Source organism: Alkalihalobacillus sp. CinArs1 (genome assembly GCF_947387515.1).
In the GTDB taxonomy this organism is placed as follows: Bacteria; Bacillota; Bacilli; order Bacillales; family Guptibacillaceae; genus Guptibacillus.
This window is the reverse complement of sequence record NZ_CANDOB010000003.1, coordinates 166,287-186,115: the sequence shown is the minus strand read 5'-3', so window position 1 is coordinate 186,115 and position 19,829 is coordinate 166,287. Positions and strand designations below refer to the sequence as shown.

The 19,829-nt window shown below is 41.5% G+C and carries 17 protein-coding genes; 5 read left to right on the top strand and 12 right to left on the bottom strand.

Features of this window, described 5'->3' with window-relative positions; all coding sequences use genetic code 11:
* Window positions 1-2: 2 nt before the first annotated feature.
* The 3 genes from parC to PFZ69_RS16645 all read left to right on the top strand — a co-directional run bounded on the left by parC (window position 3) and on the right by PFZ69_RS16645 (window position 3,832).
* The gene (gene parC, locus PFZ69_RS16655) at window positions 3-2,429 is read left to right on the top strand and encodes a DNA topoisomerase IV subunit A (protein WP_270182229.1); all 2,427 of its coding nucleotides are present in this window, start codon (window positions 3-5) and stop codon (window positions 2,427-2,429) included.
* A 146-nt stretch (window positions 2,430-2,575) separates the two neighbouring features.
* Window positions 2,576-3,073: a metal-dependent hydrolase gene (locus tag PFZ69_RS16650; RefSeq protein ID WP_270182228.1), complete on the top strand. Its 498-nt coding sequence runs from the start codon at window positions 2,576-2,578 to the stop codon at window positions 3,071-3,073.
* Window positions 3,074-3,172: 99 nt separating this feature from the next.
* Complete coding sequence (locus PFZ69_RS16645; protein WP_270182227.1) at window positions 3,173-3,832, top strand: TVP38/TMEM64 family protein; 660 nt, start codon at window positions 3,173-3,175, stop codon at window positions 3,830-3,832.
* A 35-nt stretch (window positions 3,833-3,867) separates the two neighbouring features.
* Here the strand turns inward: PFZ69_RS16645 and PFZ69_RS16640 are convergent, their stop codons facing one another.
* Window positions 3,868-4,446, bottom strand: a complete 579-nt coding sequence (locus PFZ69_RS16640) for a hypothetical protein (RefSeq protein ID WP_270182226.1) — start codon at window positions 4,444-4,446, stop codon at window positions 3,868-3,870.
* A 162-nt stretch (window positions 4,447-4,608) separates the two neighbouring features.
* Between PFZ69_RS16640 and PFZ69_RS16635 the strand changes: the two genes are divergently transcribed.
* Together PFZ69_RS16635 and PFZ69_RS16630 are read left to right on the top strand one after the other, a co-directional pair.
* Window positions 4,609-5,778: a MalY/PatB family protein gene (locus PFZ69_RS16635; RefSeq protein WP_270182225.1), complete on the top strand. Its 1,170-nt coding sequence runs from the start codon at window positions 4,609-4,611 to the stop codon at window positions 5,776-5,778.
* A gap of 189 nt (window positions 5,779-5,967) precedes the next feature.
* Entirely contained in the window at window positions 5,968-6,459 is a 492-nt protein-coding gene (locus PFZ69_RS16630) for a hypothetical protein (RefSeq protein WP_270182224.1), read from the top strand.
* Window positions 6,460-6,786: 327 nt separating this feature from the next.
* Here PFZ69_RS16630 and PFZ69_RS16625 read toward each other — a convergent pair whose 3' ends face one another.
* From PFZ69_RS16625 to PFZ69_RS16575, 11 genes are all read right to left on the bottom strand, one after another.
* Window positions 6,787-8,544, bottom strand: coding sequence for an extracellular catalytic domain type 1 short-chain-length polyhydroxyalkanoate depolymerase (locus PFZ69_RS16625; RefSeq protein ID WP_270182223.1), 1,758 nt, complete (start codon window positions 8,542-8,544; stop codon window positions 6,787-6,789).
* A gap of 354 nt (window positions 8,545-8,898) precedes the next feature.
* Window positions 8,899-9,690, bottom strand: coding sequence for an enoyl-CoA hydratase/isomerase family protein (locus tag PFZ69_RS16620; RefSeq protein WP_270182222.1), 792 nt, complete (start codon window positions 9,688-9,690; stop codon window positions 8,899-8,901).
* Between the two features lie 104 nt (window positions 9,691-9,794).
* On the bottom strand, window positions 9,795-11,528 hold the full coding sequence (locus PFZ69_RS16615; protein ID WP_270182221.1) for an acyl-CoA dehydrogenase family protein: 1,734 nt from the start codon (window positions 11,526-11,528) through the stop codon (window positions 9,795-9,797).
* Between the two features lie 28 nt (window positions 11,529-11,556).
* Window positions 11,557-12,621 carry a phosphotransferase family protein gene (locus PFZ69_RS16610; protein ID WP_270182220.1) on the bottom strand — a complete coding sequence of 355 codons (1,065 nt, stop codon included), beginning with the start codon at window positions 12,619-12,621 and terminating at the stop codon, window positions 11,557-11,559.
* 25 nt (window positions 12,622-12,646) lie between these two features.
* Entirely contained in the window at window positions 12,647-13,531 is an 885-nt protein-coding gene (locus tag PFZ69_RS16605; protein ID WP_270182219.1) for a 3-hydroxyacyl-CoA dehydrogenase family protein, read from the bottom strand.
* Between the two features lie 29 nt (window positions 13,532-13,560).
* A complete protein-coding gene (locus PFZ69_RS16600; RefSeq protein WP_270182218.1) occupies window positions 13,561-14,130 on the bottom strand; it encodes a TetR/AcrR family transcriptional regulator in 570 nt (189 codons plus the stop codon).
* A gap of 87 nt (window positions 14,131-14,217) precedes the next feature.
* Window positions 14,218-14,991 (bottom strand): SDR family oxidoreductase, encoded by a 774-nt coding sequence (locus tag PFZ69_RS16595; protein ID WP_270182217.1) that lies wholly within the window; start codon window positions 14,989-14,991, stop codon window positions 14,218-14,220.
* Window positions 14,992-15,008: 17 nt separating this feature from the next.
* Complete coding sequence (locus PFZ69_RS16590) at window positions 15,009-16,223, bottom strand: acyl-CoA dehydrogenase family protein (protein ID WP_270182216.1); 1,215 nt, start codon at window positions 16,221-16,223, stop codon at window positions 15,009-15,011.
* A 142-nt stretch (window positions 16,224-16,365) separates the two neighbouring features.
* On the bottom strand, window positions 16,366-17,340 hold the full coding sequence (locus PFZ69_RS16585) for an alpha/beta hydrolase (RefSeq protein ID WP_270182215.1): 975 nt from the start codon (window positions 17,338-17,340) through the stop codon (window positions 16,366-16,368).
* Window positions 17,327-17,974, bottom strand: coding sequence for a GNAT family N-acetyltransferase (locus PFZ69_RS16580; RefSeq protein WP_270182214.1), 648 nt, complete (start codon window positions 17,972-17,974; stop codon window positions 17,327-17,329). The genes PFZ69_RS16585 and PFZ69_RS16580 overlap by 14 nt, the downstream gene beginning before the upstream one ends.
* A 40-nt stretch (window positions 17,975-18,014) precedes the next feature.
* Window positions 18,015-19,823 carry an IucA/IucC family protein gene (locus PFZ69_RS16575; RefSeq protein ID WP_270182213.1) on the bottom strand — a complete coding sequence of 603 codons (1,809 nt, stop codon included), beginning with the start codon at window positions 19,821-19,823 and terminating at the stop codon, window positions 18,015-18,017.
* Window positions 19,824-19,829 lie beyond the last annotated feature (6 nt).

Here is a 19,829-nt window from a genome sequence, read left to right as displayed (position 1 = left end):
CATTGGCTAACGCAGAGAAATTCTTAGATTTACCACTAGAAGACGTCCTTGGTGATGCATTTGGTAAGTATAGTAAATACATTATTCAAGATCGAGCACTTCCTGATGCTAGAGACGGACTTAAACCCGTGCAGCGACGTATTCTTTACGCGATGCATCATGAAGGAAACATCGCAGATAAACCGTTCCGTAAATCTGCTAAAACAGTCGGTAACGTTATAGGTAACTATCACCCGCACGGTGATACATCCGTCTATGACGCGATGGTACGTATGAGTCAAGATTGGAAAGTGCGAAACGTATTAGTTGAAATGCACGGAAACAACGGTAGTGTGGATGGAGATCCACCTGCCGCGATGCGTTATACGGAAGCACGTCTTGCAGCGATTTCTTCAGAACTGTTACGAGATATCGAAAAAGATACAGTTGAATTTGCACCAAACTTTGATGATACGCAGGAGGAACCGATTGTTCTTCCTGCTCGTTTTCCGAATCTACTCGTAAATGGCTCAACGGGAATCTCTTCTGGTTATGCGACGGATATTCCACCTCATAATCTTGGGGAAGTCGTTGATGCTGCCGTGATGCAGATGGAAAACCCGGATGTCACTGTAGAAGAATTGATGTCTGTCATTAAAGGTCCAGATTTCCCTACTGGCGGAATAGCGCAAGGAACGGAAGGAATTAAGAAAGCTTTTGAAACTGGTAAAGGAAAATTCATCCTTAGAGGAAAAGCCGAAATAGAAGATTTACGAGGTGGCCGCCAGCAAATCGTCGTAACAGAGATTCCATACGAAGTAAACAAAGCGAATCTTGTAAAGAAAATCGACGAACTACGGGTCGACCGTAAAGTTGAAGGCATTTCTGAAGTACGTGACGAAACGGATCGGACGGGACTTCGCTTCGTTATTGAACTGAAGAAAGAGGCAGATGCGTCAGGCATCCTTAAATTCTTGTATAAAGCGACTGACCTACAGATCACGTATAACTACAATATGGTCGCCATTTATAATAAAACACCGAAGCAAATGGGATTGAAACGAATCCTTAAAGCATACATCGAACACCAAAAAGAAGTCGTAACCCGCCGTTCTGAACACGACCTTCGAAAAGCAAAGGCTCGTCAACATGTTGTGGAAGGGTTAATACGCGCCGTTTCGATTTTAGATGAAGTGATCGCTACGATCCGCTCTTCAAAAGATAAGCGTGACGCTAAAAACAACTTGATTAGTGAATATGATTTTACAGAGGCTCAAGCGGAAGCCATCGTAACGTTGCAGCTTTATCGTTTAACGAATACAGATATCACGACGCTTGAAAAAGAGTCCAATGACCTGGATAAGTTGATTAAAAAACTCGAGTCGATTCTCGGGAGTGAGAAGAAACTCGTTTCGGTTATTAAGAAAGAACTTCTTGAAATCCGTAAGAAATATGCAGATGCGCGTATGACTCGAATCGAAGAAGAAATCGAAGAAATCAAAGTGAACCTTGAAGTGATGGTCCCTTCAGAGGATGTGATCGTTACTGTCACAGAAGATGGATACGTTAAGCGTACGAGTCCAAGGTCTTATGCTGCTTCGAACGGAAAAGACTTCGGAATGAAGGAAACAGACTTCTTACTGCGCCAATTTGATAGCAATACAACCAATACCATTCTGCTCTTTACGAATAAAGGAAGCTACATCTATTTACCTGTTCACGCACTACCAGATATCAGGTGGAAAGATCTAGGTCAGCATGTTGCGAATCTATGTCCGATCGATTCTGACGAGCGGATCATTGAAGCTATGGAGATCAATGAATTTGAAGATGAACGGTTCCTCGTATTCGTAACGAAGCAAGGGATGATTAAGAAAACGGAACTATCTCAATACAAAGCTCAGCGGTATTCTAAACCGTTGATGGCACTCAAGCTTAAAAAAGATGATGAACTAGTAGATGTGTATGTGACGAATGGTAAGAACGAAGTGTTTATTGCAACTCATTTTGGTTATGGATTACGATTTAAAGAAGAAGAAGTAAATGTCGTTGGTCAGCGTGCAAGTGGTGTGAAAGGAATTAACTTAAAAGACGATGACTTTGTTGTGAGCGGAATCTTGTTTGATGCAACAACGAAGTTTGACTTATTCCTCTTGACTCATCGGGGAGCGGTTAAGAAAATGCCGTTAAGTGAATTCGATCTAGCCTCACGTGCAAAACGAGGCGTCGTCATGCTAAGAGAGTTGAAATCGAACCCGCATCGAGTGATAGGCGTTAAAACCGTGACAAAAGGTGATACTGTTATTGTTCGGACTGAAAAAGGAGAACCAGTACAAATTGACCCTTCAAGCTACCGACCGAATGACAGGTATAGCAACGGATCGTTTATCGTTGATGTTGCTGACACCGGCAATGCATGTGAATTAAAGAAAGAATCAAATACTGATTAAAACGAATGTGAACCTGTTCAGTTAGTGAACAGGTTCTTTTTATGGAAAAAAGTATGCTATACTAAAGGATGCGAACGTATGATTGCCCCTCCGGAAAAATCGCACCATAATCATCTAAGAATAAAACAACTAGGGAGTTGAGAAGAATGGAAGGAAAAACCCACTTGATGGGTGGTCTTTGTATGGGGGCAGCGGCTCACAGCTATTACATAACGGAAGTCTTACCGGTTCCAGAGCTCATCGTATTTTACGGTAGCTGCTTGTTCGGAGCTTTGTTACCCGATATCTGTCACCCGGGCTCGTGGACAGGTAGAAAAGCGAAAGTATTATCTAAAAACATAAGTCGGTTCTTTGGTCATCGAACGATCACACATAGTCTATTGTTTCTAATCTTAGTCTATTGGCTCACATCTACGTTTACATTTATGTACTACGAGACTGTTCAAATCGGCTTGCTCGTCGGTATTGTCAGTCACATAGTTCTAGATGCACTAACGGTGAGAGGAATACAGTTATTTTATCCAATTCCGCTCAGAGTTCGCTTTCCACTCTACTTAAAAACCGCTTCTAAAGGGGAATCAGTCATATCGAGTAGCTTGATGCTCCTAACATTATTTTTTGTATACAAACAAATGTTCTCGTAGCGTAAAATCGGCACTTCTTTTCTTGTAAGCCTAATTACATTCAATCAACGTTACAGTATAGTAAGGTAGAGTAGAGGCTAAAGTAGAAAGGATGGAACTATGAAAAAACCAAGTAACTGGTTAAAGTGGGGCGGCATCATCTTAGTAGTAATTGGACTCATCTGGTTTAGCCGTACCTACTTAGATTTCCGAGTGAACGATATACGAGATTGGATTTTATCATTCGGAGTGTTAGCTCCCATTGTATATATCGTGATCTATACGATTCGTCCGCTCATTTTCTTCCCAGCATCGGTATTATCGATCGCTGGAGGACTCGCTTTCGGATCTTTATTTGGAACATTTTATACGGTCTTAGGTGCAACCTCTGGTGCCGTCTTATCATTCGTCGTGGCGAGAACGCTAGGAAAATCGATCGCGAATAAAGACTGGCAAGGGAAAGGACGTAAATTACAAGAGCAGCTTGAGAAGAATGGCTTTTTCTATGTTCTATTTTTCCGTTTTGTACCCTTGTTTAATTTCGATCTGATTAGCTATTCAGCTGGATTATCAAAAGTTAAGTTTTCATCATTCCTATTCGGTACGTTGATCGGAATAATCCCAGGCACGTTTGCTTATAACTTTCTAGGTAGTAGTCTTGTATCAGGAGATCCGCTTGTGATTGCTAGTGCAGTGATCGTCTTCTTGATCTTGTCTGTTATCCCAATATTGATACGAAATAAATACGCTAAGAAAGACCCAACTCTACAGAAGAAATAAACAAAAAGGATCCTACCGCGATGGCAGGATCTTTTTTATAGTTCAAGTTTTTCATCGCTTAAACGCTTTTTAGCTTTCTTTGTATTGCGCCTCTCAATCACGAGATAGATAATGGTGGAGACTAGTAAGATAGAGTGCGTCACACCAAATTCAGTGCCGTAGTAATCCGAATGCCAATAGGACACAATACCAGGAATAACACGATCACTAATTGGATAAAAAATTGGAACAGCGTCATTCATATGTGTTAAAAAGTCGACGAACACATGGAGGAACCATCCCCAAATAAAGCCAGAGAGTGGCGTTAGTTTAAACCCTTTATGCAAAATCATAAGGACAATAAACGCGATGAACCAAATCACAAAAGAATGTCCGAGTTTCCTCAAGAGATCGACGACAGGGTGGTCAAATAAGACATGAACGAAACCGTGCATTGAAAACGCTTCTTGTGAACCGAATAGTCTTTGTACTCCGTATTCAGCTAATAAGTATAAGAACATGACATAATAGATGATATCAGGAGCGATTCCACCGATCACGATCGACTTGACCGTTTTCCGTTGCTTCTTCCGAAAGAAGAAGTAGCTCCAAAACGCATGATGCAATGTATTCATGTTAATTACCTCGCTTAATCCTAACATTGACTCCTATTTTATCATTACATTGTAATGTATTGCTCATAAATACGCCTATCGACTTTTTATAAGCGTTATTTCAGACACGTTCCGCTCGTTTTGATAAAGTTATTGATGACGACTACCTTACGGAGGGATCTTATGAATTCATTTAATGAAGAAATAGATAGACACAATACTCATTCAGTAAAATGGGATCATACAGATGATATTTTTCAGAAAGAAGCTCTGCTTCCTATGTGGGTGGCGGATATGGATTTTAAAGCTCCTGAGAAAGTGATAGAAGTGCTTATGGAGCGGGTGAAGCATGGGGTTTTTGGCTATTCGATGCCTACACAGAATACGAGAAACGTGGTGAAAGACTGGTTAGAGCGAAGGCATGATTGGTCGATCGATAACGATTGGATCGTTTTTACGTCTGGTGTTGTCCCTGCGATAGCTGCAGCAATCAATACGTATACCTCAAAAGACGATAAAGTTCTAATTCAATCACCGGTTTATTATCCATTTCGGGATATGATCGAGAAGAATGATCGGATCGTAGTGGACAATCCGCTTGTTCTAGAGTCAGGTACATATAAGATGGACTTTGAGGACTTAGAACAAAAAGTAAAAGACCCAGCGGTTAAAATGCTACTACTTTGTAATCCTCATAATCCGGTAGGTCGCGTGTGGACGTGTGATGAATTAACAACTCTAGCGAATTTATGTGTTCAGCATGACGTGTTGATCGTATCGGATGATATACACTTTGATTTAATCTTAAAAGGGAATGAGCACACCCTAATTTCAACGCTTTCATCAGAAATAGAAGCGAATACTATCACGTGTATTTCTCCAAGTAAGACGTTTAACATTGCAGGTTTACAAGCATCTGCGATCGTTATACCGGACGAAAAGAAGCGGGAGCAGTACGAAGATTATATGAAGAAGATGGGATTGTTTGCTCCAAACGCGCTTGGAATTCTAGGGATAGAAGCGGCTTACACACATGGTGAGAAGTGGTTAGATGAACTCCTTATTTATCTAGAAGATAATTTATCCTATCTAACGGCATTCATTAAAGAAAATCTGCCTGAAATTCGTGTGATTCAGCCTGAAGGAACGTACCTGGTCTGGTTGGACTTTCGATCTCTTCAACTAAATCATGAAGAATTAGAGGCGTTTATACAAAATGAGGCAAAGTTAGCACTTGATGAAGGATATATATTTGGAGAAGGAGGGAAGGGGTTTGAGCGAATTAACATCGCCTGTCCTCGCTCCACGCTTGAAAAAGGTCTTAAACAATTAGAAAACGCGTTTAGAAAATAGAAATTGGATGCAGGGCGCTATACAACTGGCGCCTTTTTCTGCGATTAGCGTAGTACCTAATGAGGAAATTTTGTAACAAAACAATGTCATTTATAGAAGTTCTTACATAATCACGCGAAGAATCAGAATTTTTGTTATGATAGAAGAGGTTGGATTTATACAGTAGTCGCTAGATAAGGAAAGCGGGTGATGATTGTGAAAAAAGCCACAAAAGGACTCTTAACCATCCTACTTTTCTCTGTTCTTGCATTTAGTTATCTAAAACTTGCTGAAATTTATGTAGACTATAAGAACGATAAATATAAAAACACTGCGAGTGCAATTAGTCTCGATATCAGTTTGCACCAGAAAATCGAAGAACAGAACATTTATGAAATCCACTTACATAGTAAAACAACGAATGCTAACGAAGTGGTCACATCAAAAGAAAATGAAGAAACGTTAATCAAGTGGATCAACAGCTTCGGCAAAAGTAAAATAACAGAAGTTCCAACACACCGAGTAAGCGTTGATAAAGCTGATCTGATTGTTTACTTTAAAACTGGAAAAGAAATGCGTATCAACTTAGATGATGATTCAATTGTCATTTCGAGAAATGACAATGAGAACAAGAAGTTTAAAAACTATTTGATAAGTGATAATAAATTAACGGAAGACGTCAGAAGCTTATTAGGTAAATAATTTTTAATTCCGTCTCACTATCTTAAGTTTACTTAACGATTGAGACGGAATTTCATTATTTAATACGACTTCCTATAATATATATTATGTTAACTAAGATAAAATTAGAAAGACATGTAGATCTTCTTAAGCTCTCTCACTTCTGCTTCATCGTCATACTTTACGTTTACGATCGTTCATTAATTGTCATCTTCGTAGCAACCAAATAAATTCTAGATCGCTCTTTATAAATCTCGCTAAAAAACTATAGACTACTCGTGTTTACACGAATAGTCTATTAGTTTTGTATAATTAGTTTATTTGTATTATATGGAATCACTCATCGTTTTAATTTAGAATCAACGTCGGTTCATATCCAACACTTTCTCCACCGTAAAATTCAATTACGTTAGCATTGAATCCTGCTGTTGTCGTCGCTTTCAACCTGAACTGTGTAAGTCCATTCGAGTTAATACTAGATAAGCTGCTAGTTGGCAGTTCTATATCGATATAATCACCACTCGGAGGTGCAAAACTTGTTATTGTGGATTGAGTTGGTGCACTTCCGTAATCTGCTTGTTCAATTGAAGAATTGCTACCAAACGTTCCTTTTTTTACATCTAGCTGCAGGTTTGCTATGTTCCCTTGTTTTGATTTTACGTATAATCGGATTTTTGCGGATTGGATTGTCTCTGCAATCCCACTTGTATCGAACGAAAGCAGCCCACGATACGTATCAGTGTTATACATCCCTTTGTCGCCGACCTTTACTGAACTAGTTCCTTTTCCATCAGCTGTATATTGGCCAACAAACCCATCTTCATTCCCAATCGATACAATCGTAGTCGGATCATTAGGAATACTGGTTTCAATGAGATAATTTTCTGTTTTCACCTTTTCAGCGTTTCCATTCGAATCAACACTAAAGAATTTCAGTGTCGTATCTTTCGTAATCTTAATCGGACTGCTATAGACTTGTGATGATTGGGTTGGAATAGTTCCATCAATCGTATAGTATGTCGTTACTAGTTCATTAGAGCTTAGTTCAACGCTCACTGAATCTTGATAAGTTCCTCCACTTGGAGAAGCAGTTGTAACAGGCGCATTTGGATCAGATGGATCAGTCGGTTCGTTAGCATTAAAGAACTCCCACATCATCCTGCTCGCATTTGGTCCTTGAGGGTCTGTGTAGCTTCCCTGTGAGCTCCCACCAGACCATGCATGCCCCATGCTCTCCACGATAACTTTTTTCATCCACACTTTACCATCTTGCCCATGATAATCACTTAAGGTGTAACTTCTTCCGCCTGGAACCTGCAAGTTTTCCGTGTTTTCAGGAACATCATCAATCCATTCGTCTTCGGTACCTGTAGCTGATAAATCATTTGTTACTGCCCATTGTGAAATTACTTGATCACCGTTCACAGGTCTAACCGTGTAGTCAGACGTCCCATGAAAGACGATGACAGGTAACAGTTCTGCATGACTACCCATGGCGCTATATGCTGCACGACCTTGTAACGTTGGGTCAGGTCCTCCACTAGACATTGCACTAAAAGCAGAAGATGAAGTTGTAGCTGCTTTGTATTCTAGGCCAGCACCAACCCCAACTCCTGAGAATATATCGGGATAAGTAGCGCCCATGATCACACTCATCGCCGCACCAGCTGATAGCCCTGCTACATAAACTTGATTTTGTTGGATCGTATAATTTGTCTGGATTTCCTGAACCATTCCAGCGATGACTCCCGGTTCTCCACTACCTCGAGACTGATGACTTGGCTCAAACCAGTTCCAGCATTTACTTGAGTTTGCACTCGAGTTTTGCTCAGGATATAAAACAAGAAATCCCTTTTCGTCAGCGAGCGCATTCATTTGTGTACTAGTAGCAAATTGATTCGCATCTTGCGTGCATCCGTGAAGCATAACGTACAATGGGTAAGATTGATTTTGGTCATATTGTTCAGGAATATACAGCTTATATGTTTTTCCTCCGTAGGATCCTGAAGTGAACTGTCCTGCTGCTAATGTGGAAGAAGGTGACAAGACTGAATAGCATACTAACAAAAGAATTACACCAATAACCCAACTCATTTTCAATCGCATATAACAACACCCCCTTTCCATTGTGTGTGCTTCGCTATGATAAGGGGCTCGAGTTACACCGTGGTTACAGAAGGATTATTAAATGAAACTAATCTCCTATTATTATTAGGAAACTTACTTCGAGCACAGGTTATCTTTCAGTACAAAAGGATTAACTTTGGATGTTTCAAAACGTTACTCCTAATCATTCTATTTAATACTATCTCAGGATTCAAAGGCATTGAAACCATCTCAAAGGTTCAAAATTCCGAAACAGAACAAACGTTCTCTACTCGATAAAACCTTAACTCATAAAGAAAAAATGGGAAATGCAAAGCACCTCCCATAAATGTGACCTATAGTTGATCGTTTAGATTACTTCCCTTTAAATTGTGGAGCGCGCTTTTCCTTAAAAGCAGCTGCCCCCTCTTTATGATCTTCCGTCGTTACCATCATCGCCTGCGTAATTCGTTCCTGCTCTAAAACGTCTGGAAGCGATGCGGTTAGGGATACATCTGCAATTTTCTTTATAAAACCAAACGCTTTACTAGGCCCTTTAGCAAGTTTCTCAGCATAAGCGATCGCTTCATCTTGTAACTGAGATAATGGGTACGTTTGGTTGACGATCCTTAATTCTTTTGCCTCTTTTGCAGATATCGGCTGTGCTGAGTAGAATAATTCTTTCGCTTTGTATGGACCGATTAATCGCGGAAGGAATGATAGTCCCCCACCATCTGAGATCAATCCTACTTGAGTAAAGCTTAAGACGAAGCTGCTGTCTTCTGCTGCTAGGATGATATCACTTGCTAGCGCTAGGTTGAAACCAGCTCCTGCTGCAAATCCGTGGACGACAGAAATAATCGGCTTCTCAAGGTCTTTCATCGCAAGTACAAGTTCATTCAATTTCCCAATATGTTCATAAACTTCGGTTGAAGAAGTGTCGCCCATCGTCTTCACGTCTCCACCAGCACTGAAGGATCTACCCGCTCCAGAAAGGATTACAACACGAACCTCATCGTTCTCCTTTGCATCCTGAATTGCCTTTGTCAGACCTAAGATCATCTCTTTGCTAAATGCGTTCAAGGCTTCAGGACGGTTTAACGTAAGGTGAAGTACTGCTCCCTCTAGATTTACGTTTAAATGATCTGTTTTTACTGTAGTTTCCATTCTAATCTCTCCTTTTATTGTTCGATGAGCGAATCATCGTGAATTTTTATAATAAGAAAGCGATTGCAATTTTTGATAAGCTAGCATCGAATCCTTCCCGCTTTTCACACTTCGTACTTCTGTTTCTTGTAACTATGTTGAGCAATTTTTCTGTTCCGTTCAATCGAACTTCCAAAATCGTAAGGTGAAAGTTCATTGAAAACGAGTTGAACAGCTTGCTGTTTCTCTTCTTTCGGTAAAATACTTATAAGTAGCTTCCGAGCAGTTGACTCAGTAGTTTGAAGCGCTTCTTCTAAATAGGTTTTCGCAAGCATGAGTTTTATCTCACTCTGATGTTTCACCGCTCGAAGAACAGCAGACTCTGCAGCGTATAACGTGATCGCGATATTTGAAAGCTTCATCACAGTTTCTTGATGTTCCATCAACCGTTCACCGTGTTTCTCATATGCGCTTCCTACACAGTACAGAAAAACGTTTCGGATGCTCTGGATAGCCGATTCTTCATTTAGAGATTCATGACGATTGTCTTCTAAATCTCGTCTTGCTTTCTCGACTAGCTCTTCAGTCGGAATGTCACCCTTCATCGCTTTCTTAAAGAGGGTTCCGGTGATCAACAGTCGATTCACCTCGTTCGTACCTTCGAAGATTTGGTTGATCCTTGAATCACGGTAGATCTGCTCGATTTGATACTCTTGTATGAAACCGGCTCCTCCATGTAATTGAAGAGATTCATCGACGACTTCATCTAGCGTTTCTGAACCGAAGACTTTACAAATCGCACACTCGACTGCGTACTGCATCATTTGTTTGCCGATAATCGTATGATCCGTTTCGTCATAAAGTCTTTTCATGGCTCCCTCTAACAAAGATGCCGTTCGATATTGAAGAGACTCGGAAGCGTAGATTGTAGCCATCATATGCGCTACTTTATCTTGAGTAGCCGTAAATTCAGCGATGGTTCGTCCAAACTGTTTCCGTTCATTAATATGTTGAAGAGCTAACTTCATGGCATGCTTTGCTCCACCAGTACATGCTGAACCGAGGTTGAAACGACCTAAGTTCAGTACGTTTAGGGCAATTACGTGCCCTTTCCCTGCCTCTCCGAGAAGGTTCTCGACTGGTACCATGCAATCTTCAAAAATCACTGATCGAGTCGATGAGCCTTTAATCCCCATCTTCTTTTCCTCTGGTCCGAGTGATAGACCCGGGAAATCCTTTTCTACAATAAATGCTGAAAACTGTTCACCATTGATCTTGGCATACACGATAAACGTATCTGAAAATGCCGCATTCGTAATATATAGTTTTGTTCCATTCAAGAGGTAGTGCGTTCCTTCTTTATTCAGTACAGCCGTCGTTTGGGATGCTAGCGCATCGGATCCAGCATTCGGCTCTGTTAAACAATACGCACCGATAAATTCACCTGAAGCAAGCTTGGGTAAATACTTCTTCTTTTGCTCCTCGGAACCAAAGTGAGTGATCGGTAACGTAGCGATGCATGTATGGTTGGAGTGAGCAACACCATAACCGCTCGTTTCTCCAATCACCTCTCCAACGATCCCTTTAGCGATTTTATCGAGCCCAAGTCCTCCGTATTTTTCTGGAATGCTGTGAGCAAGTAACCCAAGCTGTCCCGCTATCCTCAATAGCGAAACAACTCGAGCGAAATCCTGCTGTTCAATCGCCTCTCTATGTAGATTCACTTCCCTCTCTACAAACTGACGAGCTGTCTTTGCAATCATACGGTGTTCTTCTGTAAATTCTTCAGGAGTAAAAACGTCGTCTGCTCTTTGATAAAGAAACTCAGAGCCCGCGGGATTTGCCTTTGTACCTGCCATGTGAGACCTCCTTAAAGGTGAAGCTTTTTTACCGTTTTACACTCACATTGTTCCGCGCGTGAGCGATTAGGCTTGCAACGAAGTGATTGAGGTGGCGGAAACGTTCATCTGATGTTTGTCCCTTTTTAAAGCGATAGTAGATTTGCTGACAAATAACAGCGAGTTTGAAATAAGCAAATGTTAAATAGAAGTTCATCTGAGAAACGTCTCTACCGGATTTACGCGCATAAGACTCGATAAATTCTTCTCTTGTCATAAACCCTTTCATCACTGTGACGGGTGGTTTTCCCATTCCGCGTTTAAGCGGTTCGGGGTCATCTTCTTGCAGCCAGTACCCCATTGCCGCTCCAAGATCTGCGAGAGGATCGCCTACAGTTGTCATCTCCCAATCAAACAAACCAACTAGTTTGCTTAGGTCATCATGGGCAAACATCGCGTTATTCAGTTTGAAATCATAATGAATAACAGTAGGATGTTGTGAGTGTGGAATATTGTCTGCTAACCAACGTGTTAGCTCTTCAACACCTTTGATGTCATCTGTCTTCGAACGGTTATAACGTTTGATCCATCCGTGAACTTGTCGTTCCATAAACCCGTCAGGATGACTAATTTCTTTCAATCTAGTTGTTTCATAGTCAATGCTATGAAGCGCTACGAGTGTGTCTACCATCGACTCAGACATGCTTCTGCATAGCGCTTCCGATGGTTGAAACCCGTCAGGAAATGATGTGTCGACCACTACACCTCTCTTTCTTTCCATCAAAAAGAATGGAGCACCTAGCAAACGTTCATGATAGAGATACGGTTTAGGAGCTAAAGGGAAGATCGGGTGTAGTTCCTTCAAGATCGTAAATTCCCGCTCCATATCATGAGCCTTCGGTGCTACAGGTCCTAGGGGAGGTCTTCTGAGAACGGCTTCCCACTCACCTATCGATAGCTCATACGTTAAATTGGAACTACCGGTACCAAATTGACGAATTGTAAGCGAATCATCAGGCAAATCCTCGATGTTTTCTCTTAAAAAGTTTTCAAGCTTTCGTTGATCGAGCTCTTCTCCTTCTCGAACAGAAATCGTATCATCTGAATAAGACATCGTTCACCTCCAGAATAGTAGCTTGCTAGTTCTTCACTTGTTTTTTTGTATAGTCATAAAAGCCTCTACCGGTTTTACGGCCAAGTGTCCCTGCCTTAACCTTTTCCTCAATGAACTTAGGAGGTTTATCCTCAGGATTACCAGTTTCACTGTAACGCTGCTGCATCACATAGTAGCCGACATCGATTCCTGATAGATCCATCAATTCAAATGGACCGATCGGGTGCTTGAGTGCTTTTCTACAGATTAGATCGATATCTTCAAAGTCTGCGATTCCTTCTTCGTATAAGTTCATCGCTTCTTTTTGTAATGCGCCTAAGATACGGTTTGCAACGAATCCTGAAATTTCTTTTCTTAGTAAGACGCCTGTGCGATTGATTCGTTCACAGAGTTCCATTGTGACACGAGCGGTCTCTTCTGAGGTCTCCTCACTCATAACAACTTCGACACAGTCCATAACGAGCGGTGGGAAGAAGAAATGCATGTTCACGACTTTATCCTTCCGATTCGTAACAGAAGCGAGTAGGGAATTAACAATCGTTGAACTGTTTGTTGCAAGAATGACATCTGGAGATGCGTATTCATCGATCTTTTGAAAGACGTCACGTTTAGCATCTAGTTTCTCGACGATGGCTTCGATGATAAAATCTGCTCGAACAGCCGCTTCTTCTAAACTTGTAGTAAAGTGCAATCTACTCATTGCTGCTTGTACATTTTCTTCTGTGATCTTTCCCTTTTTAACCCACTTTGTCATGATGTCTTCAAGTTTCTCACGTGCCCCTTTTAGTGCCTCTTCATTAATATCTTGAATGGTTGTGTTATATCCTCCGAGTGCACAGAGCATGCCGATTTGATGCCCCATCGATCCTGCTCCAAGGACTGTGATGTTCCTAATTTCTGAATGCTTCATTTTCGTTCCTCCTTAAGAATACTGAAGTTTTAATTGCTTTCCTCAATGCCATTTAACACCATATCAACGAATATTCTAGCTACTTCTTTATCAGGCAAAGGTCCATCTGGCTGGTACCATTGGTAAGTCCAATTTGACATGCCGAGAATACCAAAAGTGACGATTCCGATATTAAGATTGTTTCGGAATTCTCCATTTTCAACGCCTTGTTTTAACAAGTCCTCAAAATGAAAGCGGATTTGGTCCCGCTTCGGTAAAATCTCTGATAAATTTCCTTCATTCAAATTCTTTATTTCACGAAAGAAGACGCGCGCACTTTTTCCTTCGAGCTCAATGTTATGAATGAGCATGTAGACCATGTCATAGAGCTTTGTTCGACAATTCTTCGAGCCGTCTTCTAAAATCTCTTTTTGCTGCTGAATCATGCTGTCAATGTAAGAAGAATGAATGTCCATCAACAGTGCTTCTTTACTTTTAAAATAGTAGTAGAAGGTTCCTTTCGTCACACCGACGGCGTCTACGATATCTTGTATCGATGTTTCACTGAATCCTTTTTTCTCAAATAGCTCGATGCTTTTCAATGTTAGTTTGTGTTTCATAGTAGGTTCCTCTCTATCTATCGCGTATCATCGTTTTCTAGTCTTATGAAGCTTAAATTGAAATCCCCTTGGTGACATAACTCCTAATCACATGGCGTGCTGTCCACCATCAACGACGAGAATATCTCCTGTTACATAGTTGGATGCATTTGAAGCCAAAAACAATGCTGCACCCTTTAAATCGTCATCTGACCCAAATCGATTTAAAGGCGTCGAATCTAGTATTTTGTCACCGCCAGCTTCAATTAGTCCCTTTGACATTTTTGTTGGAAAGAAACCAGGAGCGATCGCATTAACGTTGATGTTGTGTTCTCCCCACTTTACGGCTAAATCTTTTGTAAATGTGATGACTGCTCCTTTACTCGTGTTGTAGCCGATCGCATTCATGAAACGAGGATCAGCACCACCGAGTCCTGCAACAGATGCGATGTTGATGATTTTACCGCTTTTTTGCTTGATCATTTCTTTCCCGACTTTCTGTGAAAAAAGGAATGTGCCGGTTACGTTCACCTCCATCACTTTATGCCACGCTTGAAGAGGCATATCGATAACAGACTCTCCCCACGTTGCGCCACTGTTATTAACGAGGATATCTATTCTCCCAAACTGTTTCATCGTTTCATCGACGACTCTTTGGATGTGTTCCTGATTCGTTACGTCACACTCGAATGCAAGGGATTTAACGCCCATTTTTTCTAATTCATCTCGAACTTCTTCACATGCTTCCAGTTTCCTTGAACAAACAACGACGTTTGCACCAGCTTCTGCGAATCCTTCTGCGATTTGTTTCCCAAGTCCTCTTCCGCCACCAGTCACGATGGCTGTTTTTCCTGATAAGCTAAATAACTCCATCACATTCATGCTGTGTTCCTCCCTTTTTAGCGATACTTATTCAGTTCATGTTTCGCGACAGCGTTTCGATGAACTTCATCCGGCCCATCAGCAAGTCGTAATGTCCTAGCATTCGCCCAATGTGCTGCAAGCGTATAATCATCGCTTACTCCAGCGCCACCGCATGCTTGAATCGCTCTGTCGATCACATTTAGAGCCATATTCGGAGCAACGACTTTGATCATCGCAATTTCTGCTTTTGCTTCTTTATTTCCGACGGTATCCATCATGTGGGCAGCCTTCAATGTGAGAAGTCTCGCTTGCTCGATTTCAATTCTAGAGTCAGCGATCCATTCCCTTACAACCCCTTGTTCTGAAAGTTTCTTGCCGAATGCTTCACGGTTATGTACACGCTTACATAAATCCTCAAGCGCACGCTCAGCTGTTCCGATTAACCGCATGCAGTGATGGATTCGACCAGGTCCAAGTCTCCCTTGTGCGATCGCAAATCCTTTTCCTTCATCCCAAACGATGTTAGATGCGGGTACCCGAACATCTCGAAACTCAATTTCTGCATGACCATGAGGAGCATGATCATAACCGAAGACGGGAAGCATTCGTTTGATGGTGACACCTTTTGTATCAAGAGGTACTAAGATCATCGATTGCTGTTCATGTTTCGCAGCAGTAGGGTCACTTTTTCCCATCACAATTGCGATTTTACATCGTGGATCTCCTGCACCAGATGACCACCATTTCGTCCCATTGATGACGTATTCATCACCATCTCCATCTCGCTCAATATGAGCTTGAATGTTAGTGGCATCTGAAGAAGCGACATCAGGCTCCGTCATCGAGAAACACGAACGAATATCACCTGAAAGTAACGGTTCGAGCCACTGTTTTTTCTGTTCATCAGTGCCGTACCTGACGAGAACTTCCATGTTCCCGGTGTCCGGTGCTGCACAGTTGAACACCTCAGGTCCAATCATGGAGCGTCCCATCACTTCGCATATCGGAGCATAATCAGTGTTCGATAGCCCTTTCCCATATTCGCTGTCGGGTAAGAAGAGGTTCCACAGTCCTTCCTCCTTCGCCTTTTTCTTTAACTCTTCCATAACTGGAGGTACATCTGACCAACGTGAATCTTGTTTTGAAAGCTGGTCTTCATAGACGCTTTCGTTCGGATAAACGTATGTATCCATAAATGCTGATACTCGTTCGAGGTAAGATTGACACACCTCGGAATAGGTAAAGTTCATCGTTATTCATCCCCTCAGATTACTAACTAACCGGTTGGTATGTTTATGATATTAGTATAAAATGTAATTTCAGAATATTCAACACAATAATAAAAAAGCGGGTGATTCACCCGCTTCCTTATCTTCCTTCTTAAAAATGACTCTAGACATATTCGTAAAAAGTAGAGTTCGATTCCTTAGTCGATCCTTTTCCGTGAAGAACCTCACGATAAGCATCAAACAAATCGTCGACAGCTTTCTTTGCTGCTTGGCTATTCCCGATCATATTGATAAAGCTATGTAGAAGTGACTTATAGTGAACGTGCTTAATAAGTGTACCTGCGTGATGTAATCGACTCGCGAACGCTTCTCCTTCACTACGGAGTGGATCTTTTTCAACTGTCACGATGAATGCAGGAGCAACGTCATCCAACTTTTCTGCGCGTAAAGGTGAAACAAGCGGATCACTCGCGCTGTCCTTGTCTTTTAAATAGTGATTCCAAAACCAGTCCATTTTTTCACTCGTTAAGTTATACGTGTGATTTTCAAGATATGATGCTGTTGAAAGGTTGTAATCCAATACTGGTGTGATCAACAGTTGAGAGCTCAGCTCACGCTTCCAAACGAGACTCGCAGCTGCTGCGAGGTTTGCTCCTGAAGATTCTCCTGAAATGGAAATGTTTGATGAATCACCACCAAATTGTTCGCCGTTTTCTTTCAACCACTTAAGTGTGTCGAGTACATCAATAAGTGCAGCAGGGTATGGGTGCTCTGGTGATAACCGGTAGCCAACGGATACAATCATGCATCCAAGTGATTGACACATATATCTGCAAAAGCTATCACTGCTTTCAATCGAGCCGAATACCCATCCACCTCCATGGCAATACATGACGATTGGTAAGGGGTTTGAGTGTTGAGGCGTATAAATTTTAACTGGTATGTTGTGTTCACCAATCTCAGTATGATAAACCGTAAGCTCATCTACTTTAATAGGAGTAAAGTATGCTCTTGCTTCCTCATAGTAATATCGGGATTGTTCAGGAGAAAGAACGCTTAAATCCGGATGCTCAAGTTCCTTCATTCGCTCTCCAATGCGAGAAATGAGGGTTAATGTTGCTGCATCAATGTGAGTCATTCGTTATGGTCCCCTCACACAACTTCTTTGCATCCCCAATGTTCAACGTTGCGCTAGTGTTAAATTCGGAACAGTAGTTTAGTAACGTTTTTTGCTCCATTGCAACTAACTTTGCTTTCTTGTTCGGAAGTTCGATCTCCTTTAGTATGTTTGCACCGAATCGTTTGATGATTGGAAGGATGATACGGTTCCTTACATCAGGTTCACCTATGATCCGTTTGGCACCATATTTATTGAAGAGGTAGTATCCCATCGCAAGAATGATCGCTTCTCCATCAGTTGGGTTTAAGTATTCACGAGGACCAATTAATAGGTGCATGCCAAGATCGCCTGGCTCTGGATCGTAATAGTTCTTGATTGCATCTTCTTTTATGTCGTACGCAATTAAATAACATACTGGTTCGTCATCGACGTACCCCATATAGACGTCTTTATGACTTGCTTGAGTTGAATTCGTTAACCAAGTGTGAAGGTCTTCCATTGGAAGATCGAGCTTCCAGAAGGGTTTGATATGCTTTTGGTGCATCCAGTTGTGTAGAATTGGTAAATCGCTTTCAACTTCGATAGGACGGAACGAAATGGTTCTTCCTAAGTGAGTAAATTGACATTCTGTTTTCATCATCTCTCTTTTCATCTTATCCCCCTTATAAAAAGGCGGGGAGATCCCCGCCATGTTAAGCCTGTTTGGTTGTAGCGAACTGATGTAAAGCGTTTTTCACCTTACCAAATTCAGATGCGTGTGGACGGTCATCACCGTCATCATAGCCGTAGTCCACCATACGGTTTCGGTTCAGTGTAAGCTTTGTAAGCTCTGGTTTGAAGAAATCAAACAGCTTGAATCGTTCTGACAGTTCCGGGAACCTGTTTTGATAGGATTCAATGCTTTCAGCTAACTTACTCCAGAATGACGTTTCATCCATAAGATCTGAGCGTTCTAACACAGACGACATGTAGCGCATGTGACAGATAAATAGACCTGTGAAGATGAACTGCGTGAGACCTTCAGGCGGTTCACTCCTTAAGACTTTCTTTAAGTCATCTGTTAGCACACTTAACTCCTCAAACGGCTGGTCACTAATGTTGACGTCATCGACGAAATCTTTTACCGCTAGTCGATGAGGCTTGTAATCTTTCAGAACAAGAATCGTATTTTGGCCGTGTGGTGAAAATACGACGCCATATCGGTACAAGTAATGAAGAAGTGGCTTCAAGGTCACATCCATGAAAGCTGTAATCCACTCATCTGGACTTAACCCTGACTTCTCGATCAAGCTTTTCACAAACGGCTTTCCATCATGGTCTTCGTAATGAAGAGCTGCAAGAGTGATCGCTTCCTCTCCATCTTCAAGGTACGTGTAGATGCTCTCACGGTAAATGACCCCTAGCATTTCAAGGTATTGATAAGGTGCGTTCGGTAGATCGAGATAATGCTTTTGATCAACGTTTAAACTTGCGATCTCACCCGGTAGGATCACACGGCATTCGTTTTTTAAAAAGTCATCATTCTCATAGATTCCTTTAATAAAGCTTGTGATCGTCGGAGCGATCAACGTTCGCTCTGCTGGCAGCCCTCGATACACGAGCGTGTTTAAAATACTCATAGGTAGCTTAACGTGATGCTTTTTTTTATCTGTCATATTAACAAACGTACGAATCGATTGTTGGGGTAAATAGCGATCAGACGATTCTCCGAGCGGAATGATCACTTTGTTCGCGATCTCACCAGGGAAGTTTTGAATAATCGTGTTTTTCCACTGCCATTCATGAATCGGCATGAAGTAGTAATCTTCGACCGTCACATTTTTGTCTATCATCTCTTGAGAAAAACGCTTGCGATCTTCCTCTGATAATACGTTGTTGATCAGGTGGTCGTATGACTCCCCTTCAACCGCTTGAAAGGAACTGCTGTCTTTATGAACAGCAATCCATGATAATGAAAGTTCGTTTTGCTGTTCAGGAGCAAAGGAAAGGTAATCGTCATACCCGAATCCGATTCGTCCTTTGTTGTATGTAATCCAAGGGTGACCAGTCATATACCCTTCAAGGAGAGCATAATCCATGTCGACGAGATCATCTGAAGAAACATGATTCGTTAAAAGGTGAAGGTCTGCTAAAAGGGTCTGATTCAATTCCTTAATGAGATGCCCCGCCGTTTCACTGGACATGCCGATGATCGGTTGAATATCAAGGAGAAAATCGATAGCGCTCGCTGCTTCTACCGTGTTTTCTGATTGTTGAATAATGATGGATTCAGGATCAACATAGAAGCTATCGAATAAACGACGCTTTGAACGATATATGTATCGCTTTGTATCATTGATGATCAACTGACATGTTAACCACCCGTTCCCATCCTCTGAAACTTCAGGTTTGATCATGCCTTCATACATATACTCAGACATCATCTTAGCGAGAAGCGCTTTATTTACAGTAATCCAGTTATCTTCTGTTAAAACGTTCATGAGTTCGTTTTTGTGTAGCATATTATT

Bases quoted from the DNA above. Each gene is read 5' to 3' on its own strand.
- PFZ69_RS16650 (WP_270182228.1), top strand. From the start codon at position 2,576: ATGGAAGGAAAAACCCACTTGATGGGTGGTCTTTGTATGGGGGCAGCG.
- PFZ69_RS16645 (WP_270182227.1), top strand. From the start codon at position 3,173: ATGAAAAAACCAAGTAACTGGTTAAAGTGGGGCGGCATCATCTTAGTA.
- PFZ69_RS16640 (WP_270182226.1), bottom strand. From the start codon at position 4,446: ATGAATACATTGCATCATGCGTTTTGGAGCTACTTCTTCTTTCGGAAG.
- PFZ69_RS16635 (WP_270182225.1), top strand. From the start codon at position 4,609: ATGAATTCATTTAATGAAGAAATAGATAGACACAATACTCATTCAGTA.
- PFZ69_RS16630 (WP_270182224.1), top strand. From the start codon at position 5,968: ATGATTGTGAAAAAAGCCACAAAAGGACTCTTAACCATCCTACTTTTC.
- PFZ69_RS16625 (WP_270182223.1), bottom strand. From the start codon at position 8,544: ATGCGATTGAAAATGAGTTGGGTTATTGGTGTAATTCTTTTGTTAGTA.
- PFZ69_RS16620 (WP_270182222.1), bottom strand. From the start codon at position 9,690: ATGGAAACTACAGTAAAAACAGATCATTTAAACGTAAATCTAGAGGGA.
- PFZ69_RS16615 (WP_270182221.1), bottom strand. From the start codon at position 11,528: ATGGCAGGTACAAAGGCAAATCCCGCGGGCTCTGAGTTTCTTTATCAA.
- PFZ69_RS16610 (WP_270182220.1), bottom strand. From the start codon at position 12,621: ATGTCTTATTCAGATGATACGATTTCTGTTCGAGAAGGAGAAGAGCTC.
- PFZ69_RS16605 (WP_270182219.1), bottom strand. From the start codon at position 13,531: ATGAAGCATTCAGAAATTAGGAACATCACAGTCCTTGGAGCAGGATCG.
- PFZ69_RS16600 (WP_270182218.1), bottom strand. From the start codon at position 14,130: ATGAAACACAAACTAACATTGAAAAGCATCGAGCTATTTGAGAAAAAA.
- PFZ69_RS16595 (WP_270182217.1), bottom strand. From the start codon at position 14,991: ATGAATGTGATGGAGTTATTTAGCTTATCAGGAAAAACAGCCATCGTG.
- PFZ69_RS16590 (WP_270182216.1), bottom strand. From the start codon at position 16,223: ATGAACTTTACCTATTCCGAGGTGTGTCAATCTTACCTCGAACGAGTA.
- PFZ69_RS16585 (WP_270182215.1), bottom strand. From the start codon at position 17,340: ATGACTCACATTGATGCAGCAACATTAACCCTCATTTCTCGCATTGGA.
- PFZ69_RS16580 (WP_270182214.1), bottom strand. From the start codon at position 17,974: ATGAAAAGAGAGATGATGAAAACAGAATGTCAATTTACTCACTTAGGA.
- PFZ69_RS16575 (WP_270182213.1), bottom strand. From the start codon at position 19,823: ATGCTACACAAAAACGAACTCATGAACGTTTTAACAGAAGATAACTGG.